The 16,070-nt window shown below is 69.8% G+C and carries 15 protein-coding genes; 9 read left to right on the forward strand and 6 right to left on the reverse strand.

Features of this window, described 5'->3' with window-relative positions; genetic code table 11:
• Positions 1-21: 21 nt before the first annotated feature.
• The 4 genes from CES90_RS12545 to CES90_RS12560 all read left to right on the forward strand — a co-directional run bounded on the left by CES90_RS12545 (position 22) and on the right by CES90_RS12560 (position 4,426).
• On the forward strand, positions 22-1,512 hold the full coding sequence (locus CES90_RS12545) for an aldehyde dehydrogenase (RefSeq protein ID WP_189784225.1): 1,491 nt from the start codon (positions 22-24) through the stop codon (positions 1,510-1,512).
• Positions 1,512-1,745, forward strand: coding sequence for a ferredoxin (locus tag CES90_RS12550; protein WP_189784226.1), 234 nt, complete (start codon positions 1,512-1,514; stop codon positions 1,743-1,745). Before CES90_RS12545 ends, CES90_RS12550 begins: the two co-directional genes overlap by 1 nt.
• Before the next feature lie 47 nt (positions 1,746-1,792).
• Entirely contained in the window at positions 1,793-2,677 is an 885-nt protein-coding gene (locus CES90_RS12555; RefSeq protein WP_189784227.1) for a tetratricopeptide repeat protein, read from the forward strand.
• Positions 2,678-2,845: 168 nt separating this feature from the next.
• On the forward strand, positions 2,846-4,426 hold the full coding sequence (locus CES90_RS12560; RefSeq protein WP_229913956.1) for an alpha/beta hydrolase: 1,581 nt from the start codon (positions 2,846-2,848) through the stop codon (positions 4,424-4,426).
• 364 nt (positions 4,427-4,790) lie between these two features.
• Here the strand turns inward: CES90_RS12560 and CES90_RS12565 are convergent, their stop codons facing one another.
• Positions 4,791-5,456, reverse strand: a complete 666-nt coding sequence (locus tag CES90_RS12565; protein ID WP_189784229.1) for a TetR family transcriptional regulator — start codon at positions 5,454-5,456, stop codon at positions 4,791-4,793.
• A 217-nt stretch (positions 5,457-5,673) separates the two neighbouring features.
• On the opposite strand from CES90_RS12565, the gene CES90_RS12570 reads away from it, so the two are divergent.
• The 4 genes from CES90_RS12570 (at position 5,674) to CES90_RS51940 (ending at position 9,308) form a co-directional block, all read left to right on the forward strand.
• A complete protein-coding gene (locus CES90_RS12570) occupies positions 5,674-7,056 on the forward strand; it encodes a glycosyltransferase family 4 protein (protein WP_189784230.1) in 1,383 nt (460 codons plus the stop codon).
• Positions 7,050-7,796 (forward strand): class I SAM-dependent methyltransferase, encoded by a 747-nt coding sequence (locus CES90_RS12575; RefSeq protein WP_189784231.1) that lies wholly within the window; start codon positions 7,050-7,052, stop codon positions 7,794-7,796. Before CES90_RS12570 ends, CES90_RS12575 begins: the two co-directional genes overlap by 7 nt.
• Entirely contained in the window at positions 7,793-8,863 is a 1,071-nt protein-coding gene (locus CES90_RS12580; protein ID WP_189784232.1) for a prenyltransferase/squalene oxidase repeat-containing protein, read from the forward strand. Before CES90_RS12575 ends, CES90_RS12580 begins: the two co-directional genes overlap by 4 nt.
• Positions 8,864-9,113: 250 nt before the next feature.
• A complete protein-coding gene (locus CES90_RS51940) occupies positions 9,114-9,308 on the forward strand; it encodes a DUF397 domain-containing protein (RefSeq protein WP_189784233.1) in 195 nt (64 codons plus the stop codon).
• An 89-nt stretch (positions 9,309-9,397) separates the two neighbouring features.
• On the opposite strand, the gene CES90_RS12590 is transcribed toward CES90_RS51940, so the two are convergent.
• The 5 genes from CES90_RS12590 to CES90_RS12610 all read right to left on the reverse strand — a co-directional run bounded on the left by CES90_RS12590 (position 9,398) and on the right by CES90_RS12610 (position 13,739).
• Positions 9,398-9,685 carry a hypothetical protein gene (locus CES90_RS12590; RefSeq protein ID WP_189784234.1) on the reverse strand — a complete coding sequence of 96 codons (288 nt, stop codon included), beginning with the start codon at positions 9,683-9,685 and terminating at the stop codon, positions 9,398-9,400.
• A gap of 233 nt (positions 9,686-9,918) precedes the next feature.
• Positions 9,919-10,929, reverse strand: coding sequence for an LLM class F420-dependent oxidoreductase (locus tag CES90_RS12595; RefSeq protein ID WP_189784235.1), 1,011 nt, complete (start codon positions 10,927-10,929; stop codon positions 9,919-9,921).
• A 131-nt stretch (positions 10,930-11,060) separates the two neighbouring features.
• Positions 11,061-11,900 (reverse strand): hypothetical protein, encoded by an 840-nt coding sequence (locus CES90_RS12600; protein ID WP_189784236.1) that lies wholly within the window; start codon positions 11,898-11,900, stop codon positions 11,061-11,063.
• A gap of 173 nt (positions 11,901-12,073) precedes the next feature.
• On the reverse strand, positions 12,074-13,045 hold the full coding sequence (locus tag CES90_RS12605) for an N-acetylmuramoyl-L-alanine amidase (RefSeq protein ID WP_189784237.1): 972 nt from the start codon (positions 13,043-13,045) through the stop codon (positions 12,074-12,076).
• Between the two features lie 10 nt (positions 13,046-13,055).
• Positions 13,056-13,739 carry a hypothetical protein gene (locus tag CES90_RS12610; RefSeq protein WP_189784238.1) on the reverse strand — a complete coding sequence of 228 codons (684 nt, stop codon included), beginning with the start codon at positions 13,737-13,739 and terminating at the stop codon, positions 13,056-13,058.
• Positions 13,740-13,959: 220 nt separating this feature from the next.
• Between CES90_RS12610 and CES90_RS12615 the strand changes: the two genes are divergently transcribed.
• Positions 13,960-16,062: a restriction endonuclease gene (locus CES90_RS12615; RefSeq protein WP_189784239.1), complete on the forward strand. Its 2,103-nt coding sequence runs from the start codon at positions 13,960-13,962 to the stop codon at positions 16,060-16,062.
• Positions 16,063-16,070 lie beyond the last annotated feature (8 nt).

Raw genomic sequence — 16,070 nt, forward strand, 5'->3', positions numbered from 1 at the left:
GGCTCCGGGAGGCGGCAACCCATGACCGAGCTCGTGGAACACGGACAACTGTTCATCGGCGGGGAGCTGACCGCCCCCCTGGGCACGGACGTCATCGAGGTGGTCTCGCCGCACACGGAGGAGGTCATCGGCCGCGTACCGCACGCCTCGCGAGCGGATGTCGACCGGGCCGTGGCCGCCGCGCGGCAGGCCTTCGACGACGGCCCCTGGCCCCGTATGACCCTCGACGAGCGGATCGCGGTCGTCACCCGGATCAAGGACGCCTTCGCCGTACGCCACGAGGACTTCGCCCGCCTCATCAGCGCGCAGAACGGCACCCCGTACACCTCCAGCGTGATGGTTCAGGCGCTGGCGTCGCTGATGGCGTGGGACGCGGCGATCACGACGGCCCGCGACTTCACGTACGAGGAACGGCGTGACGGCGTACTCGGGAAGATCCTCGTGCGGCGCGAGCCGGTCGGTGTCGTCGCGGCCGTCGTCCCCTGGAACGTGCCGCAGTTCACCGCGGCCGCCAAACTCGCCCCCGCCCTCCTCGCGGGCTGCCCGGCGATCCTGAAGGTCTCGCCCGAAACTCCCCTGGACGCCTACCTGTTGGCGGAGATCGCGGCGGAGGCCGGCCTGCCCGAGGGGGTGCTCTCCATCCTCCCGGCCGACCGTGAGGTCAGTGAGTACCTGGTCGGGCACCCGGGCGTCGACAAGGTCTCCTTCACCGGCTCGGTCGCCGCCGGCAAGCGGGTCATGGAGGTCTGCGCCCGCAACCTCACCCGCGTCACCCTCGAACTGGGCGGCAAGTCGGCGGCCGTGATCCTGCCGGACGCCGACGCGCGGACCGCCGTCGCCGGCATCGCCCCCTTCGCCTGGATGATCAACGGCCAGGCCTGTGTGGCCCAGACCCGCATCCTCGTCCCCCGCTCCCGCTACGACGAGTTCGCCGAGGCCTTCGCGGCGGCGGCCTCCGCGCTCAAGGTGGGCGACCCTCTCGACCCGGCCACCGAACTCGGCCCGCTCGTCGCGCGGCGCCAGCAGCGGCGCAGCCTCGACTACATACGCATCGGCCAGGAGGAGGGTGCCAAGATCCTCACCGGCGGTGGCCGCCCGCCCGGCCTCGACCGCGGCTGGTACGTCGAACCGACCCTCTTCGGCGACGTCGACAACACCATGCGCATCGCCCGCGAGGAGATCTTCGGCCCGGTGATCTGCCTCCTCCCGTACGGCGACGAGTCCGAAGCCGTGAAGATCGCCAACGACTCCGACTACGGCCTCAGCGGCAGCGTCTGGACCGCCGACACCGAACGCGGCATCGACATCGCCCGCCAGGTCCGCACCGGCACCTACTCCGTCAACACCTTCAGCCTCGACATGCTCGGCCCCTTCGGCGGCTACAAGAACTCCGGCCTGGGCAGGGAGTTCGGCCCCGAGGGCTACGGCGAATACCTCGAGCACAAGATGATCCACCTGCCCGCCGGATACGAGCCGCCCGCCACCGTCGCCGCGGGGAAGGGGGTCGGGTGATGGGCGACCGCTGGCACGTGGAGGTCGACCGCGCCCTCTGCATCGGCTCCGCCCAGTGCGTCCACCTCGCCCCGGACGCCTTCCACCTCGACTCCGCCATGCAGTCCCACCCCAGCGACCCGGAGCCCGACGCCAACGAACGCGTCCTGAAGGCGGCGGAGGGCTGCCCGGTGGAGGCCATCGCGATCACCCTGCTCGGAAGCGGGGAGCCGGTGTTCCCGCCCGAGGAGTAGGGACTTACGCTCGCGGTCGTCACCAGGAACGACCGGGGCGGGGAAGCGTGCGGAAGTCCGAGGCCAAGGAATTGATCAAGCAGGCGTACGCGGCCTGGGACGCCGAGGAGTGGCAGCGCGCCGCCGACCTCTACGAACGCGTACTCGCCCACTACCCGGACGAGAAGCCGAGCGCTGAGTGGTGGTACGACGCCGCGCTCGGCCACAAGTTCCTGCGCAACTGGGAGAAGGCGTACGAACTCGGCGTCCAGGCCGCCGCCCGCGCACCGCGCGGCGAGGGCGACCCGGCGTACTGGAACCTCGGCATCGCCGCCACGATCCGCCGCGACTGGACCACGGCCCGCGACGCCTGGTCCGGCTTCGGCTTCGAACTCCCGGACGGCGAGGGTGAGATCAACGGCAGCTTCGGCGTGGCCTGCGTCCGCCTGGACACCGACGGCCAACGCGAGGTCGTGTGGATGGAACGCCTCTGCCCGACCCGCGGCCGTGTCGTCAACGTGCCCGTGACCGGCGGCCGGCGCTACGGCGAGATCGTCGTCCACGACGGCGAACCCAAGGGCGAACGCGTCGTCAACGGCACGACGTACCCCGTCTTCGACGAACTCCTCCTGTTCGAACCCTCCGACCTCCCCACCCTGTCGGTGACGGTCGCCGCGGCCGAGCGCACCGATCTGGAGTCCCTGCTCGCCCTCTTCACCGACCACGACTTCGGAGCGGAACCCGCCAGCAGCGTCCAGACCTACTGCGCCTGCTGCAGCGAGGGCACCATCCACAAGGAACAGGGCGTCCACGCCGGCACCCAGCGCGTCTCCCTGGCGGCCCCGGAGGACGAGGCCCGAGGACTGCTGGACCGCTGGGCGGGGGAGACGGCGGCCGGGCGGAGCTGGAGCGGGTTGGAGGTCATGGATCAGGCGGCCATGAAGCCCAGTTGAGCAAGACGTCGCGGAGCCGGACTTGGTTGTCCGACTCCGGGACCATCCGGCATGCCCTGTCGTCCATCCGTGGTCGGAGCAATCCTGTCTCTTTGGTGGATTCGCTCAACTCCCTTGCACGAAAGGGTTAGTGCGTCTCACACGCAACTACCCCGAGGACCCCCCCACGTGCGAAGAAGTCGAATAGCTTCTTTCCTGGCGGTCAGTACAGTCGCCGCCCTGGTACCCGCGATCGCCCCGGCTACGGCATCCGCCGCGGATCCCCTGAGCCAGTACCTCAAGCAGAAGCCGGCATGGCACCGCTGCGACAAGGGGATGCCGAAGGCCTTCCAGTGCGCCACGATCAAGGTGCCCCTCGACTACAGCCGCCCCAAGGGCAAGAAGCTCGGTCTCGCGATATCGAGGCTGAAGACGAGCACCAAGAGCGAGCGTCGCGGTGTGCTCCTGATCAACCCCGGTGGCCCCGGGGGTACCGGCGTCGACATGCCGCAGCTGTTGGCGAGCCAGCTGCCGAAGTCCGTGAAGCGCAAGTACGACCTCGTGGGCTTCGACCCGCGAGGAGTCGGCCAGAGTTCCCCCGTGGGCTGCGGCCTGACGGACCAGGAACAGGACTGGGAACGGGCCTACAAACCCGAGACGTTCGCCAAGGACGTGAAGTGGGCACGAACCTTCGCCGAGAAGTGCCACACCAAACAGGGCGACAAGCTGCGCCACATCAGCACCCGCAACACCGCCCGGGACATGGACGTGATCCGTGCCGTACTCGGCGAGAAGAAGATCTCCTACCTGGGGTACTCGTACGGCACCTACCTCGGCGCGGTCTACACGCAGATGTTCCCCAAGCGCTCCGACCGTTTCGTGCTGGACAGCGCCATCGACCCGGCGCGGATCTGGCGCGGCATGATCCAGGTCTGGGCGGAGGGCAGCGAGCCCGCCTTCACCAGGTGGACCGAGTGGACCGCTGAGCGGAACGCCACGTACAAGCTGGGGAACACCCCCCAGGCGGTCCGCAAGACCTTCTACGACCTGATCGCCCAGGCCGACCGCGAGCCCATCGACCTCGGCGACGGGAGCTGGCTGACCGGTGATGACATCCGCTCCGGCGGGCGAGCCGTGTTCTTCAGTGTGCGCGACGCCGCCGAGATGGTCGTCGAGCTGAAGAAGGCCGCCGAGGGCAGGCGCCCGTCCGGTGACCGGGAGACCAGGACGCCCACGCCGCTTCCGCCGTCGTTCGGCCGCGCTGTGCCCGGGGACAACGGCACCGCCGCCTTCTGGACCGTCCTGTGTGCCGACACCCGCAACTGGCCGCGCGTCCCGGAGCAGTACCGCAAGGACGCGATCCGGGACAACGCCAGGTATCCGCTGTACGGCGACTTCGCGTCCAACATCATGCCGTGCGCGTTCTGGAAGAAGAACGGCAGTGAGCCCGCCACCAGGATCAGCAACAAGGTCGGCGCGTTGATCCTGCAGAACGAGTGGGATTCCCAGACCCCGCTGACCAGCGCCCAGGGCCTGCGCCGTGTCATGAAGGGCGCGAAGATGGTCACGGTCGCCGGAGGTGTCGGACACGGCATCTACGGCTTCTCCAAGTCGTGCGCGGACAAGACGGCCACGGCCTACCTGACCACCGGCAAGCTGCCGGCGAAGGATGTGACCTGCAAGGCCGCTCCGGAGCGCGAGAGCAGCGGCGCCAACCCGCTGCCGCTGCCGACGCCTCGGGGGATCCCGGGGTTGGCCGGCGGCTTCTGAACCCCGGACATGAGTCCCGCGTGGGGCCCTCCGCCTGCGGAGGGCCCCACGCGGCTCGCACGTCCCCACTTCCGACCATCGCCATGGGTAAAAAATCCCATCTGGGGGTTGCCTCCGGATGGGGGTGTTATATCCTGGAAATCGGCCTACGGGACGAGTGAGGGAGTTCAACCGGAGTAGCCGACATTTGCGAGAGGTCAGACTCCGCTGGTGCCGACGTCGACGGTTGGGCTGAGAGGCCGGAAGGTTGCTAGGACAGGACTGGAAGGCGACCCCCAATACCTGATCCGGGTAATACCGGCGCAGGGAACCCGTCTCGTAGGTCTTTGACGTGCCCCGGTGGCCCTGGTGAGTGCCGCCGGGGCTACTTCTTGTTCTCCTTCTTGTCCTCCGGCGCCGTCAGGTCGATCAGGCGGCACACCGTCTCGATGTCGATCTTCACCTGGGCGATGGAGGCGCGGCCGGAGAGCCAGGTGACCAGGGCCGAGTGCCAGGTGTGTTCGATGACGCGGACCGCCGACAGCTGCTCGGGGGTGGGGCGGTCGAGGCCCATGGCGTCGAGAATGATCGCGGTGGTCTGGTGGGAGACCTGGTCGACCTCGGGGCTGACACTGCGGTCGGCGAAGGTGAGGGCGCGGACCATGGCGTCGGCGAGGTGGGGCTCGCGCTGAAGGGCGCGGAAGGCGCGCATCAGGGTTTCCGCGACGCGCTCCGCAGCCGTCTCGCCGGTCGGCGGCTTCTTGCGGAGCATGCCGTGCATGTGCTCCAGCTGGGCCTGCATCGTGGCGACCAGCAGATGGATCTTAGACGGGAAGTAGCGGTAGAGGGTGCCCAGCGCGACCTGGGAGGACTCGGCCACCTCGCGCATCTGCACGGCGTCGAAACCGCCCCGGCTGGCCAGCTGCGCGCTCGCGTGCAGAATGCGGCGCCGACGGGCCTCCTGCCGCTCCGTGAGGGGCGGTGAGCCCGGCCGCGAGTCCTGTCGTGCGCCGGCCGCGCTACTGGCTTCCACCTTGACTTCCGCAGGCATGGGTCTCGTTCCGTGACGGTCATGACGGTCGGTGAGGGTGTGCGATCAGACAGCATGCCAGGGCGGGTGCCGTGGCGTGAATCACCTGATCCACCCCTCGCAGCGGTTCTACCAGCCGGTAGATTCAAAGCCTCTTGAACGATCAACTCTGAAACTTGTTCTAGATTACCGTCTCGTCGTAATCTCACGGGAAAGTGCAGTGAGAAGGGGGCCAGGAGTGACCGCTGAGGCCAGTCAGGCGGGGTCCCGGCATGACCTCGCCACTGACGGCGAGCGACCGCTCAACATCGCGCTCCTCACCTATAAGGGGAACCCGTTCTGCGGGGGTCAGGGCGTCTACGTACGGCATCTCTCGCGCGAGCTCGCCCGCCTCGGCCACCGGGTCGAGGTGATCGGCTCCCAGCCCTACCCCGTGCTCGACGAGGACGCCGTCCCCGTCGAGGGACCGGGCGCGCTCTCCCTCACCGAGCTGCCCAGCCTCGACCTCTACCGGCAGCCCGACCCCTTCCGCACCCCGGGCCGCGACGAGTACCGCGACTGGGTGGACGCCCTCGAAGTGGTGACGATGTGGACCGGCGGCTTCCCCGAGCCGCTCACCTTCTCGCTCCGCGCCCGGCGTCATCTGCGCGCCAGACGCGCGGAGTTCGACGTCGTACACGACAACCAGACCCTCGGATACGGGCTGCTGGGGAACGTGGGCGCGCCCCTCGTCACCACCATCCACCACCCCATCACCGTCGACCGGCAGCTGGAGCTGGACGCGGCCGAGGGCTGGCAGCGGCGGATGTCCGTGCGCCGCTGGTACGCCTTCACGCGCATGCAGAAGCGGGTCGCGCGGCGGCTGCCGTCCGTGCTCACCGTCTCCGGCACCTCCCGCCAGGAGATCGTCGACCACCTCGGCGTACGCGACGACCGCATCCACGTCGTCCACATCGGCGCCGACACCGACCTCTTCTCGCCGGATCCGTCCGTGGCGCGAATACCGGGCCGGATCGTCACCACCTCCAGCGCGGACGTGCCGCTCAAGGGGCTTGTTTTTCTTGTTGAGGCGCTCGCAAAGGTGCGTACCGAGCACCCGGCGGCGCATCTGGTCGTCGTCGGCAAGCGGCCCGCCGAGGGACCCGTCGCCCAGGCGATCGAGCGGTACGGCCTCGAAGGCGCCGTCGACTTCGTCAAGGGCATCTCCGACGCCGAGCTCGTCGACCTGGTCCGCTCGGCCGAGGTCGCCTGTGTGCCCTCGCTGTACGAGGGGTTCTCGCTGCCCGCCGCCGAGGCCATGGCCACCGGTACGCCGCTGGTCGCCACCACCGGCGGGGCCATCCCGGAGGTCGCCGGACCCGACGGCGAGACCTGCCTCGCGGTGCCGCCGGGCGACCCGGGGGCGCTGGCCGCCGCGCTGAACCGGCTGCTGGGCGACCCGGAGCTGCGCGTACGGCTCGGGCGTGCGGGACGCGAGCGGGTGCTGGCCCGGTTCACCTGGGCCAAGGCCGCCGAGGGCACGGTGGCCCACTACCGCGAGGCGATCGCCCGCGCCGGCACCTCCACGACTACCTCTGCGGCCTCCACCAGCAACTATTCCGAAAGCAGGGCCACGTGCTGACCGTCGACTTCTCCCGGTTCCCGCTCGCCCCGGGGGACCGTGTCCTGGATCTCGGCTGTGGAGCGGGCCGGCACGCCTTCGAGTGCTACCGGCGCGGCGCCCAGGTCGTGGCCCTCGACCAGAACGGCGAGGAGATCCGCGAGGTCGCCAAGTGGTTCGCGGCGATGAAGGAGGCCGGGGAGGCACCGGAGGGCGCGACCGCCACGGCGATGGAGGGCGACGCCCTCGCGCTCCCCTTCCCCGACGAGTCCTTCGACGTCGTCATCATCTCCGAGGTCATGGAGCACATCCCCGACGACAAGGGGGTGCTGGCGGAGATGGTCCGGGTGCTCAAGCCCGGCGGCCGTATCGCCATCACCGTGCCCCGCTACGGCCCCGAGAAGGTCTGCTGGACGCTGTCCGACGCGTACCACGAGGTCGAGGGCGGCCACATCCGCATCTACAAGGCGGACGAGCTGCTGGCCAAGATCCGCGAGGCGGGCCTGAAACCGTACGGCACCCATCACGCGCACGCGCTGCACTCGCCGTACTGGTGGCTGAAGTGCGCGTTCGGCGTCGACAACGACAAGGCGCTGCCCGTGCGGGCGTACCACAAGCTGCTGGTCTGGGACATCATGAAGAAGCCCCTGGCCACCCGGGTCGCCGAGCAGGCGCTGAACCCGCTGATCGGCAAGAGCTTCGTGGCGTACGCGACGAAGCCGCACCTTCCCGCCGACGCCGCCCGGGTGGACGCTTCGTGACCACCCCCCGGACGGAACACCTGGTCCTGCCCGGGGTCCTCACCGCAGAGCAGGCCGCCGCGACCGTACGGGGCATCCTCGCCGTACAGCGGGAGGACGGCGCCATACCGTGGTTCCGCGGGCATCACCTCGACCCGTGGGACCACACCGAGGCGGCGATGGCCCTCGACGCGGCCGGTGAGCACGAGGCCGCCGAGCGCGCCTACGAGTGGCTGCGCCGGCACCAGAACGAGGACGGCTCCTGGTACGCCGCGTACGCCGACGGGGACGCCGACGACGTCACCGACCGCGGCCGGGAGACCAACTTCGTCGCGTACATCGCGGTGGGCGTCTGGCACCACTACCTCGCCACCGGCGACGACACCTTCCTGGACCGCATGTGGCCGACGGTCTACGCGGCGGTCGAATTCGTCCTGCGGCTTCAGCAGCCCGGCGGCCAGATCGGCTGGAAGCGCGAGGACGACGGCACGCCGGTCGTCGACGCGCTGCTGACCGGTTCGTCCTCCATCCACCACGCGTTGCGCTGCGCGCTCGCCATCGCCGAGCAGCGGGAAGAGGCGCAGCCGGACTGGGAGTTGGCGGTGGGCGCGCTACGCCACGCGATACGCCGTCACCCGGACCGTTTCCTGGACAAGGACCGCTACTCGATGGACTGGTACTACCCGGTCCTGGGCGGTGCGTTGACGGGTACGGAGGCCAAGTCCCGTATCGAGAAGGGCTGGGACCGTTTCGTCGTGCCCGGCTTCGGGGTTCGCTGCGTCGTCCCCAACCCGTGGGTGACGGGCGGTGAGTCCGCCGAACTCGCGCTGGCCCTGTGGGCGATGGGCGAGTCCGACCGGGCCCTGGAGATCCTCCAGTCCATCCAGCATCTGCGTGACGCCGACTCCGGGTTGTACTGGACCGGGTATGTCTTCGAGGACCAGGCCGTCTGGCCCGAGGAGCTGACGTCCTGGACGGCGGGGTCGCTGCTGCTGGCGGTGGCCGCGCTAGGGGGCGACGAGGCGACCTGCACGGTGTTCGGCGGGGAGCGGCTGCCGGTGGGTCTCGACGACTCGGAGTGCTGCTGAGAGGGGTTTTTCCGGGGTTTTCGCCCCCGCCGCCCCTACCCGTCCCATCCCCAGGGGCTGCGCCCCTTCGACCCCCTGGGTGTGTTTTCGGGTGCGGGTGGTGTTGGGTTGCTCGCGCAGTTCCCCGCGCCCTGAAGGCACAGGTGCAGCGGGTGGTCTCCGGTCGGTACGCGCAGCTCCGCCCATACGGTCTTGCCGGGGCGGCCGGTCGAGGAGCGACGCCCCAGCCGTCCGCGAGGGAGGCGACGAGGTGGAGGCCGCGGCCGGACTCGGATGCCGAGTCGAGGGTCGGGGCAGTGGACGGGGGCAGTCTCTCGGCGCGGGTGTCGGTCTCGCCGTCCGCCCCGCCAGGGTCCACGTCCGCGACTCGAAGGACACGACCTGTGCCGCACTAACCGTAGAACCCACGGCGTGGACCGCGTTCGTCGAGTTCGCGGCACTCTGACATGGGCGCAGGGCCCCTGGGCAGGCGTGTGCTTGTCCAGGCGCCCTGCGCACGCAGTCGCCAACGCACCCCATCCCCGAGCTCACCGCTCAGTGGCGGTACATCCGGTTGGCGATCGCGTGCCCCACCAAGAGGTACACCACGGCGGCCAGACCGTACCCGGCGACCACCCGCGCCCACGCCTCGTCGAAGGTGAACAGGTCGTGTGACCAGCCCGCGAGCCAGCGGGCGGCGTCGTGGACGAACTGGACGAAGTCGTTCGTGCCGTTCGCGTCCAACAGGTACATCAGGATCCACAGGCCGAGGATGAACGCCATGACATCGGCGACGATCGCGATGACCCGACCCGCTTGATTGGAACCGCTATATCGAGACATGCCACACGAGTTGCCCGCCGGGGTTCGACGAAACCGGGTCCTTGAAGTTGAGCGGTGCAAGCGTCCTGACGGCAGGGCGAGCAGGGAAGGTGATAGGCAGATTTGTTCCAGTGTCGGGGTCTGTGACCAGGTCCTTTCCGCGCGGGGAGTGGAACAGATCTGCCAATCTCGCGGCCGCTCCACCGCTCCACCGCTCAACTTCGAAAATCCACGAACCCCGATCCGCTCCGGCGCTATGCGTTGAGCTCCGCCAGCACCCGCAGCGTATGCGGATCCGGGGCCAGGACCAGCAGATCGGTCACCGGCTCCTTCCGCCACAACTCCAGCCGTTCCGCGATCCGTTCGCGCGGGCCGACCAGGGAGATCTCGTCCGCGAAGGAGTCCGGCACGGCGAGTACGGCCTCCTCGCGCCGTCCGTCGAGGAAGAGGCGCTGGATCCGCCGGGCCTCCTCCTCGTACCCCATGCGAGCCATGAGATCGGCGTGGAAGTTGCGCTTGGCGTGTCCCATCCCACCGATGTAGAAGCCGAGCATGGCCTTCACGGGCAACAGCCCCTCGGCGATGTCGTCGCAGACACGCGCACGGGCCATCGGTGCGACGAGGAACCCCTCCGGGGCGTCGGCCAGCGAGGCCTCGTACACCTCCGTCCGCGTCGGCGACCAGTACAACGGCAGCCAGCCGTCCGCGATTCGGGCCGTCTGCGCGATGTTCCTCGGGCCCTCGGCGCCGAGGAGGACGGGCAGGTCGGCGCGGAAGGGGTGGGTGATGGACTTCAGGGGTTTGCCGATGCCGGTGGCGTCCGGCCCGCCGTACGGGAGCGGGTGGAACCGCCCGTCCAGCTCGACCGGGCCCTCGCGCCTGAGGACTTGGCGTACGACGTCGACGTACTCCCGGGTCGCGGTCAGCGGGGACTTCGGGAACGGCCGCCCGTACCAGCCCTCGACGACCTGCGGACCGGAGAGGCCGAGCCCGAGGAGCATCCGCCCGCCGGAGAGGTGGTCGAGAGTGAGGGCGTGCATCGCGGTGGTCGTCGGCGACCGGGCTGCCATCTGGGCAACCGCCGTGCCCAGCTTGATCCTTGACGTCCGCGCCGCGATCCAGGTGAGCGGGGTGAAGGCGTCCGAGCCCCATGACTCGGCGGTCCACACCGAGTCGTAGCCCAGCCGCTCCGCCTCCTGCGCGAGCGGGACATGGTCGGGGGAGGGGCCGCGTCCCCAGTAGCCGAGCGCGAGACCGAGTCGCATACGCCTGCCTCCGTTCTGACAGCTGACGTTATCTGACGGTACGTCAGCTGAGCGCGCCGGGAGGCGACTGTACGCCAACGGCCCCCCGCTCGGAAGAGCGAGGGGCCGTACGGGTGCCCGTGTGTTCCGGGTCAGCCGCGCTGGATGCCGCTGGTGTCCTGCAGCACGCCACGACGGCCGTCCTGCGTCTGGGCCACCAGGTTGGGGCCGCGCTGCTCGACCGCCAAGTACCAGGTGCCCGGCGCCAGTTCGGCGATCGTCGACTGCGAACCGTCCTCCGCGAACAGCGGCCGCGTCACCGGCACCGCGAACCAGAACGGCGAGAAGTCGCTTGCCGGCGGCTGCGGAGCCTGAGCCTGCTGCGGCGGCTGCTGCCCACCGAACGGCGCCCCCGGCTGCCCCGGCTGCGGCTGGCTCGCACCGTACGGCGCCTGGGCCTGGGCACCGGCGCCCGGGTAGCCGTAACCACCGGGCGGCTGGGCGCCGTAGGGCTGCGGGGCGGCCGGGCGGGGTGCGCCGATGAGGGCGGCCTTGAGGGCGGGGACCATGGGGGTGGCCAGGGCGGCGGCGGCCATGATCAGGGTGGCGATCAGGGCGATGATGAGGCCGGTGCCGGCGTCGGGACCATTGGCCTCGTTGCCGAAGTTGTCCGCGGCGCCGGCCGGGTCGAAGATGTTCCCGAGCGCGCTCCACGCGGCGAAGACCGTGAACGCGATGCCGAAGTGGCCGAGGTCGATGCCGGCGACCTTGGGCGCCTGGGGCAGACCACGGGCGATGACGATGAAGGCGGCGCCGAAGACGCCCGCCAGGACGACACTGAGCAGGACGGGCCCGCTCTCCCAGAGGTTGGGCATGTCGATCCCGGAGGGAGCACCGTCGTACGAGTAGTTCTCGAGGAACGACGCGATGAACAGCAATACCGCTGCTCCGATCACGACGCCGTCGCCTCTGGTGAGGGAGCGGATATTCACTTCAGGGTCCTTCGTCAGTCGTCTCGTCATCGGTGTGGAGGCATCGCTGTCACCATGTCGCCGTCAGGCTGGTGGTGGGAAGCGCGGGGGTGGCCCCTCATCGTAAAGACGACCTTATCGCCCGTCCGACGAGGCTGTCCGCCGGGATTGCCCCGATGATCACGACCCGCCCCCTACCCGCGCAGGAAACTCACGATTCCCTCAGAGATCCCCTGCGCGGCCTTCTGCCGCCAGGCACCACTGGTCAACAGTGCCGCGTCATTGCTATCGCGCATATTGCCGCACTCGATGAACACCTTGGGAACCGTTGACAGATTGAGACCGCCCAGGTCCTGACGTGTGACGAGACCGGTACCGTCGCCGACGTAGTTGGAGGGGGCGGTGCCCGTCGCGCGTACGAACTTGCCCGCGATGCGCTCGCCGAGAGCGCGGGAAGGGCCGACGATGGGGCGCGTATCGGCCGTGCCCTCGTTCACCGAACCGGGGAGGATCACGTGGAAGCCGCGGCTGCCGGTGCCCGAGCCGTCCGCGTGGATCGACACCACCGCGTCCGCCTCCGCCTCGTTGCCGATCCGCGCGCGCTCGTCGATGCACGGCCCCCAGGGCCGGTCCTCGTCCTGAGTGAACTTGACCGTGGCGCCCTGCTGTTCGAGGAGTGCCCGCAGCCGCCGTGAGACGTCCAGGGTGAACTCGGCTTCCATATAACCGTCGTTGGTAGTCGTCCCCGTCGTGTCGCACTCCTTCGTGCCCGTCCCGATGTTCACCTTGCGGTTGATCTCGGTGGTGTGCTGGAAGTTACCCGGGTTGTGCCCCGGATCGACGACGACGACCTTGCCCTTGAGAGGGCCGTCGGTGGCGGGGGAGGACGAGGAGGCGGAGGGGCTCGCCTTCTTGCCGTCCTCGGAGGCGGTCGGCTCACCGGACGGGCTGCCGGCGGAGGTCGCGGGGGCGTTCGTCGCCGAGCGGGGCGTCTGCCCGGCTGCTTGGTTTGCGCCGCTCCCGCCGCCCGAGTCCCCCACCGCCTGCCAGACCCCCCACCCGGCCACCGCCCCCACCACGACAGCGGCCACCGCCACGGTGAGCGGACGGCGAAGAGCGGAACGACGGGGCTGGGGCGGATCGAAGTCCGGACCTACGTACGACACGATTGCCACCTTACGGGGAGGCCCCGGTGTGCGCGGGAGCGTGGGGCGTCCGGCTGAGCCGTATCACAACACCGTCGCCGATCCGCCCACTCAAGAGCACACTCCGCGCCCTTGAGGAGCACCATGGGATACGGACGCCGAAGGGGGACGGGATGGGCGGACTGTCAGCGCGTGCGAAGCGGGTTCGTGGGCTGGCGATCGGGTCGGCGGCGGCCCTGGTCGTCGGGGTCACCTTACTGGTGTGGTCGGGGTGGTCGGCGCTGCTGGGGTCGATGTCGGGCGACGGGGACGACAGGGTGGGGAGCCCGCCGCCCACGGCTTCGGCCCGACCGACACTGACGGATGCCGTGCCGCCGAGTACGGATCCGAGTTCAGGCACAGGTTTGGAGTCACCGGATCCGACGTCCACGTCGACGCTGTCCGCACCTCCGGAACCGTCCTCGCCGGACTCCCCGCCCCAGTCCCCGCAGCCGACTTCGAGCTCGCCGTCCCCGCCCTCTCCCTCACTGACCCCGAGCTCGTCGTCGCCGGAGCACGCTCCTCCGGACGAGGACGACTGGGCCGCCGACACCGGTCGCCGAGGCCTCTCGGGTTCGAACACCACGGCGGAAACGATCACGGCGGTCTCCGGGGCGATCTCGGCCGTCGGCGGAGTGTGCGGGGGCGTCGCGGCGGTCATCGTGGCGCTGCGCACGCCCCGCCCGGTCCCCGTTCCTCACTACCCTCCGTACCCGCCGCATCCCCCGCACGACCCCCCACATGACCCACCTCGGGGGTGACCGCCGCCGTAGCTGGTGAGAGCGGATGAGCGCATGCGTGGTCGCGGGATAGAGTCAGTCAATTACTGCTGGTTTGTGGGGGCAGGGCTTGCGGCGGCGAGGGGTGCCCAAGTCCTGGGGGAGGGCCTGTCGTACATGAGTCGTCGCTCCAACGGGTTGGTCGGTATCTGGGCTGAGGCGCAGCGCCAACAGCAGCGTCAACTGGAGGCGCGGGCCAGGCAGCAACGGGAATACGAGCGGCAGCAGCGGGTGTACCAGCAGCAACTGGTGCGCAACCAGCGCGAGCAGCAGCAGGCGTACAAGCAGCAGCGTGAGGCGGACGCCAGGCGACGTACGGAGGAACTGGACGCACAGGTCGCGACCTTGCAGGAGTTGTTGGCGGTCGGCTGCCGGGCCCCGGCGTTCCGGGTGACCTCCCTCAGTCGTTCCGAACATCTGGAACCATTCGCTCCTGGGGTGCTCGCCCATCCGATACCCATGCCGGATCCGCATCACTACCAGGCGCAAGGCGGCTGGACCGCGAGCCGACGGGCGCAGGCGCAGGCGCAGGCGCGGTCCCGGTTCGAGTACGACTGGCACGCGGCGCAGGCCGCGGAGGCCCAGCGGCAGCAGCAACTCGCCCAGTACCAGCGGCAGTACCAGCAGTGGGCCGAGGCCCAGCTGTCGGACATCCGTCGGCACAACGCGGGGATCGCGGAGATGACGACGGCCCTGCGGAACGGAAGCGATCCGGAGGCCGCCGTCGAGTATTTCTCCGCCGCGCTCTATGCCTCCGCCGCGTGGCCCGAGGGTTTCCCACGGCAGGTCTCCGCCGCCTACGACTCGGCCGCCCGGCACCTCGTACTGGACTGGGAACTGCCCAGGTACGACGTCGTCCCCGAGGCGAAGTCCGTGCGGTACGTGGCCGCCGCGGACCAGGACAAGGAGACGGCCCGTCCGGTCACCCAGCGTCGGGCCCTCTACCGCGACGTCCTCGCGCAGAGTGTCCTGCTGGTGCTGCACGACCTTTTCGCGGCGGACGAGTTCGGCGCCCTGGAGTCGGTCACGCTGAACGGATTCGTCGATGACCACGATCCGGCGACCGGCAGACGAGCACAGATCTTCCTGGCCACCGTCATGGCTTCGCGATCGGTGTTCTCCGGGTTGAACCTGGAACAGGTCAGCGCCGTCGACTGTCTGCTCGACGGGCTTCGGGGCCAGCTGTCGTCACGGCCGGACCAGCGTGCCGCCGTACGGCCGGGCAGGCGGCCCGACGACGTCGGCAACGGTGTCGTCACTCACGGGGGCGACGTGGAGCCCGACCTGCTGGAGATGGATCCGATCGCCTTCGAGTCGCTGATCGCCGAGTTGTTTCGAGCCATGGGCATGCAGGCGGTGACGACCCAGCGGTCGAACGACGGCGGTGTGGACGTCGACGCCCTGGATCCGACGCCCATCCGCGGCGGCAAGATCGTCGTGCAGGTCAAGCGCTACCGGAACACCGTCCCGCCGACAGCGGTCCGGGACCTCTACGGCACCGTGCAGCACGCCGGCGCCAACAAGGGCGTACTGGTCACGACCTCCAAGTTCGGACCGGGCTCCCACACCTTCGCAGGCGGCAAGCCGCTCGAACTCGTCTCGGGCAGCGAACTCGTCGACCTGCTCCACCGGCACGGGCTGCGCGGCCGCCTCGGGACGGGTGAGGGCTCCGCTGCCGCTCCTCCCGCTCAGCGGACCTCGCCGGACCCCCGGCCCGGAGCGGACCCGGACACGGGCGACTACAGGGTGCTGGGCATGTCCTGGACCGGTGGCGTCGCCCTGGACATCTGCGCGCTCGTCTGCCACGGCAACCGGGTCCTCAGCGACGAGCACTTCGTGTTCTTCAACAACCTCCGCACCCCCGACGGCACAGTCCGCGCGCTTCCCCCGACCGCGCCCGACAAGGCCGCGATCCAGGTGTCCTTCGACGCCCTGCCCGACACCGCGGACCGACTCGTCCTCGTGGCGGCGGTCGACCCGGCCGTGAACCCCGAAGCAGACCTGTCCGGCTTCACCGACGCATGCATCCGTCTGCTGGACCCCTCACGCACCGAGCAGGACCGACTGGAGGTCTCCGACGGCCGCTCCGATGAGACGGCGCTGGTCCTCGGCTCCTTCCGCCGCCGAGCAGGCGGTGACTGGGACTTCGTCCTCGGTGGCAAGGGATACCGGGGTGGCTTGGAGGAACTGGTTCAGGACTACGGGATCGAGGTGGCGTAGGGCCGCCG

The sequence above is a fragment of the Streptomyces capitiformicae genome, assembly GCF_002214185.1.
Classification (GTDB): domain Bacteria; phylum Actinomycetota; class Actinomycetes; order Streptomycetales; family Streptomycetaceae; genus Streptomyces; species Streptomyces capitiformicae.